The organism is Kitasatospora sp. NPDC004799 (assembly GCF_040609095.1).
In the GTDB taxonomy this organism is placed as follows: domain Bacteria; phylum Actinomycetota; class Actinomycetes; order Streptomycetales; family Streptomycetaceae; genus Kitasatospora.
This window is the reverse complement of sequence record NZ_JBEXJK010000589.1, coordinates 1-3,709: the sequence shown is the minus strand read 5'-3', so window position 1 is coordinate 3,709 and position 3,709 is coordinate 1. Positions and strand designations below refer to the sequence as shown.

Sequence of the window (3,709 nt, the reverse complement as noted above, 5' to 3'; positions counted from 1 at the left end):
GGCGCGGCCGGGGGTGGTGCGGTGGGGGAGAGGGGGTCAGCGGGTGCGGCGGGAGCGGATCAGCAGGAGCGCGCCGGCGGCGACGGTGCCGAGCGCGGCGAGGCCGACGAGGGGCAGGACCCGGGCCGCGTTGCTGCCGGTCTCGGGCAGGTGGCCGCCGCCGTGGCCGGGCGGGGGGCCGTGGGTCGGGCTCGGGTGCGGCGGCGCCGTCGGGCTGGGGCTCGGGCTCGGCGACGAGGTCGGGCTCGGACTGGGGCTCGGGCTCGGGCTCGGGCTCGGCACGGTCACCGGCACCTCGGTGCGGCAGCGCGCGTCCGTCGAGCCGGGCCGGCAGTTGTTCGCGAAGGTGTCGGAGGAGACGGTGTTGCGCAGCACCGCGTCGGCGGCCAGCGGGGAGCGCACGGTGACGGAGTAGGTGATGGTGACGGTGGCGCCGACCGGCAGGTCCCCGGTCCAGGTCAGCGCGGTGCCCGCGAACTGGACCTTCCCGCGGTCCGCGGCGGCGTCGTTGTTGTACGCGGCGGAGTTCAGCACGCCGGCCAGGTCGTCGGTGAGGGTGACCCCGGGGGCGTCGGTCTGGCTGGTGTTGTTGGCCTGGATCCGGTAGCGGACGGTGTCGCCGGGCTCGGCGGTGGCGGGGTCGACGGTCTTCAGGACGGTGTAGCCGGGCACGGCGGCGACGGTGTTGCGCACGGTGTTGCTGGTGCGCTCCTGGACCCGCTGGGTCTGGCCGCCCTGGAACCGGAGGGTGGCCGTGTCGTCGAGGCGGGTGCCGACGGCGGTCGAGGCGTCGACGGTGACCTGGAAGGCGACGCTGGCCTCCGCGCCGGGGGCCAGGTCGGGGACCGTGCAGGTGACGGTCTGTCCGTCGGCCTGGCAGGCCGGGTTGGAGCCGGGGACGAAGGTGGTGCCGGCCGGGATCACGTCGGTCACGGTGACGCCGGTGGCGGTGTCGAGGTCGGCGGTGCTGCCGTCCTGGTGGCGGTTGGCGACGGTGAAGGTGTAGGTGACGGTCTCGCCGGGGCCGACCAGGCCGGGCGGGTTGTCGCTCGGGTTGCCGGGCGGGGTGTTGGCCTTGGTGATCTGCAGGTCCGGTTCGAGGGCGTCGACGGCGAGCCAGACGGCCTGCGGGTGCAGGGCGTCGCCGGCGCCGTTGATCCGCAGCACGGCCTGGGTGCTGCCGGCCGGGATCCTGCCGGTGACGTCGATCATCCGGGCGTCGTAGCCGTAGTTGTTGACGGGGGCGGGGTCGCGGGTGGTGATGTTGGTGCCGGTGCCGTCCGCCGCGACGTGGTCGATCCGGCTGGTGAAGGCGTTGTCGGTGGTGACGCCGCCGGCCGGGGCGGGCATCGGCAGCAGCGTGAGGTCGTCGGCCGCGGAGCCGACCAGCAGCTGGTCGCCCGCGATCGGCACGTCGCCGTCGCCGACGGTGACGCCCATGGTGGCCGGCGGGGCGGTGGCGGGCGTGCGGATGCCGGCCAGGGTGAGCGTGGCCAGGTTGTCGGGGCTGCGCAGCAGCTGGAAGCCGTCCCAGACCTGGAGGTAGCGCAGCGGCTCCGCCGGGTCCTCGTAGGCCACCACCAGCGACCAGCCGCCCCAGCAGCCGACGTTGTTGCCGCCGTAGTTCTGGGCGGAGGAGCGTCCGGCGCAGGCCTGGATGTCGGCGACGGTGTAGCTGCCCGGGCCGGCGGCCCGCACCTGGGCGGTGACGTCCTTGACGCCCGCCCCGGCGAGCAGCGGCTCCGGCGGGGTGCCGCCGACCTGCTGGTCGAACCAGTCGTAGGTGTCGGCGGTGAGCTGCTCGTAGGCGGCGCTGCCCGGGACCTTCCAGGACACCAGGTTGCCGGTGTCGATGTTCCCGGAGGTGCCGCCGGCGGTGCTGGTGTTGGTCGGGTTGAACTGCCAGTACAGGCGGGCCGACAGGACGTTCGCCCCGGCCGGGATCACCAGCTGCGCGGAGGACGCGTTGTTCCCGGGCGCGTTCGGGTCGCTCTTCACGTACTTGGTGCGGTTGTTGTTGGTGCCCTCGGTGTCGTTGCAGACCGAGCCGTCGCTGTCGTCGCAGGTCAGCACCGAGTTGGAGGCCATCGTCAGGTTGCCGTGCGCCAGCCGGTCGACCACCGGGGCGGGGCCGATCGGGCGCTGCGTCCCGGCCCCGCGCGGCTTCGGCTGCGCCTTGGCAGCCGGTTCCGCCACCGGTTACGCCACCGGTTTCGCCACCGGTTTCACCGCCGGGGCCAGGGCCGGGGCCGGGGCGGTCAGGGCGACGGCGCCCGCGCCGAGCGTCACCGCCAGCAGTGCGGACAGGACGTGCGGCGGGCGCCGCCGCGGTCGTCGGGCAGGTGACACGGGAACCTCGCTGTCGGGAGGCGACACGAACAGCAGCACCTCGTACCTGCGCGGGCGGGCGCCGAAGCGCGGCGGACGGGATCTTCACCCGGCCGCAGCAGCCCCGCTTGACGGCGCGTCCGGGCGCGGGCACGCGGGGGCGGGGATGCGGGCGCTGGGGTACGGGCGCGGGCACGCGGGCGCGGGGATGCGGGCGCTACCCAGGGTTCGGCACGCGATTGGGTAGCGGTACGCATTGTTCCCGCCCCCGCCGGGCCGGTTTCCTGGAGCCCGCCCCAGCCGACGACCCCTCATCCCCCCGGAGGTCGCCCGATGACCCGTCGCGAACGCCTGCGGCTCTACGCCGACGCGCACTTCACCGCCCCCGACCCGGGGCTGGTCCTGCCCGCCCGCCGCAGCGGCAGCGGCCTGCGCCGCCCCGGCCTGGCCCGACTGGCCCGGCTCTCCCGGCTCGTCGAGCGCGCCGGGTACCGCCAGCACCGCTGACCCCCCCCGACCGGGTCCCGCCCTCTTGAGGGAGCGGGCGGGACCCTTCTCCGCTCAGGACACGCCGTCCTCGGCGGCCAGCGCCTCGCCCAGCCCCGCCCGGCCCACCCCGAGCTTGCGCAGCGCGCTCGCCACGTGGTGCTCGACCGTACGGGTCGACAGGAACAGCGCCCGGGCGATGTCCTGGTTCGCCGCCCCCTGCGCCGCCAGCGCCGCGACCTGCCGCTCGCGCGGCGACAGCCGCTCCCCGTAACCGCGCCGCCCCGGCGAGGCCGCCCGCCCCAGCCCCAGCTCGCGCCGCAGCCGCTGGCAGCGGGCCGCGTCCGAGGCCGCGCCCAGCGCCAGGTACGCCTGCTCGGCGGCCGCGATCCGCTCCCCGGCCGCCGCCCGGTCCGACCCCGCCACCGCCGTGCCCGCCCGCTCCTGGGCCCGCGCCTGCTCGTACGGGCGCCCGATCCGCTGCCACAGCTCCGCGCAGCGCGTGAACTGCGCGCCCGCGCCCGCCGGATCGCCCTCGGCCAGCAGCAGGCCGCGGGCGAAGGCCAGCGCTGCCGACGCGGCCGGCGCGTCCCGCCCCGCCAGGTGCGCCGCCGCCTGCTCGGCCAGCTCCGCCGCCCCCGCCCCGTCACCCGCCGCCAGCAGCACCTCCACCGCCACCGGCAGCAGCTCGGCCGCCCGCGGCCAGGCCCCGGCCCGGCGCAGCGCCGCCAGCGCCGGCCCGAGCGTGGCCGCCGCCCGCGCGACCTCCCCCTCCGCCAGCTGCAGCGCCGCCAGCCCGGCGGCCAGCCGGGTGCGGAAGTAGCGCAGCGTCTCGTCGAACTCCTCCTTGCCGGGGATGCGCCGGGCGACGTTCAGCTGCCCGCCGACCGCCTCG

The 3,709-nt window shown here is 76.9% G+C and carries 3 protein-coding genes; 1 reads left to right on the top strand and 2 read right to left on the bottom strand.

The annotated features are described in order from the left end of the window. Positions 1-36: 36 nt before the first annotated feature. The gene (locus tag ABZW03_RS38520) at positions 37-2,196 is read right to left on the bottom strand and encodes an LPXTG cell wall anchor domain-containing protein (protein ID WP_355269185.1); all 2,160 of its coding nucleotides are present in this window, start codon (positions 2,194-2,196) and stop codon (positions 37-39) included. Positions 2,197-2,661: 465 nt separating this feature from the next. Between ABZW03_RS38520 and ABZW03_RS38515 the strand changes: the two genes are divergently transcribed. Then, on the top strand, positions 2,662-2,835 hold the full coding sequence (locus ABZW03_RS38515) for a hypothetical protein (protein ID WP_355269183.1): 174 nt from the start codon (positions 2,662-2,664) through the stop codon (positions 2,833-2,835). Between the two features lie 54 nt (positions 2,836-2,889). On the opposite strand, the gene ABZW03_RS38510 is transcribed toward ABZW03_RS38515, so the two are convergent. Next, positions 2,890-3,709: helix-turn-helix transcriptional regulator (locus tag ABZW03_RS38510; protein ID WP_355269181.1), on the bottom strand; the 820-nt coding region annotated here is incomplete at its 5' end.

Bases quoted from the DNA above. Each gene is read 5' to 3' on its own strand.
- ABZW03_RS38515 (WP_355269183.1), top strand. From the start codon at position 2,662: ATGACCCGTCGCGAACGCCTGCGGCTCTACGCCGACGCGCACTTCACC.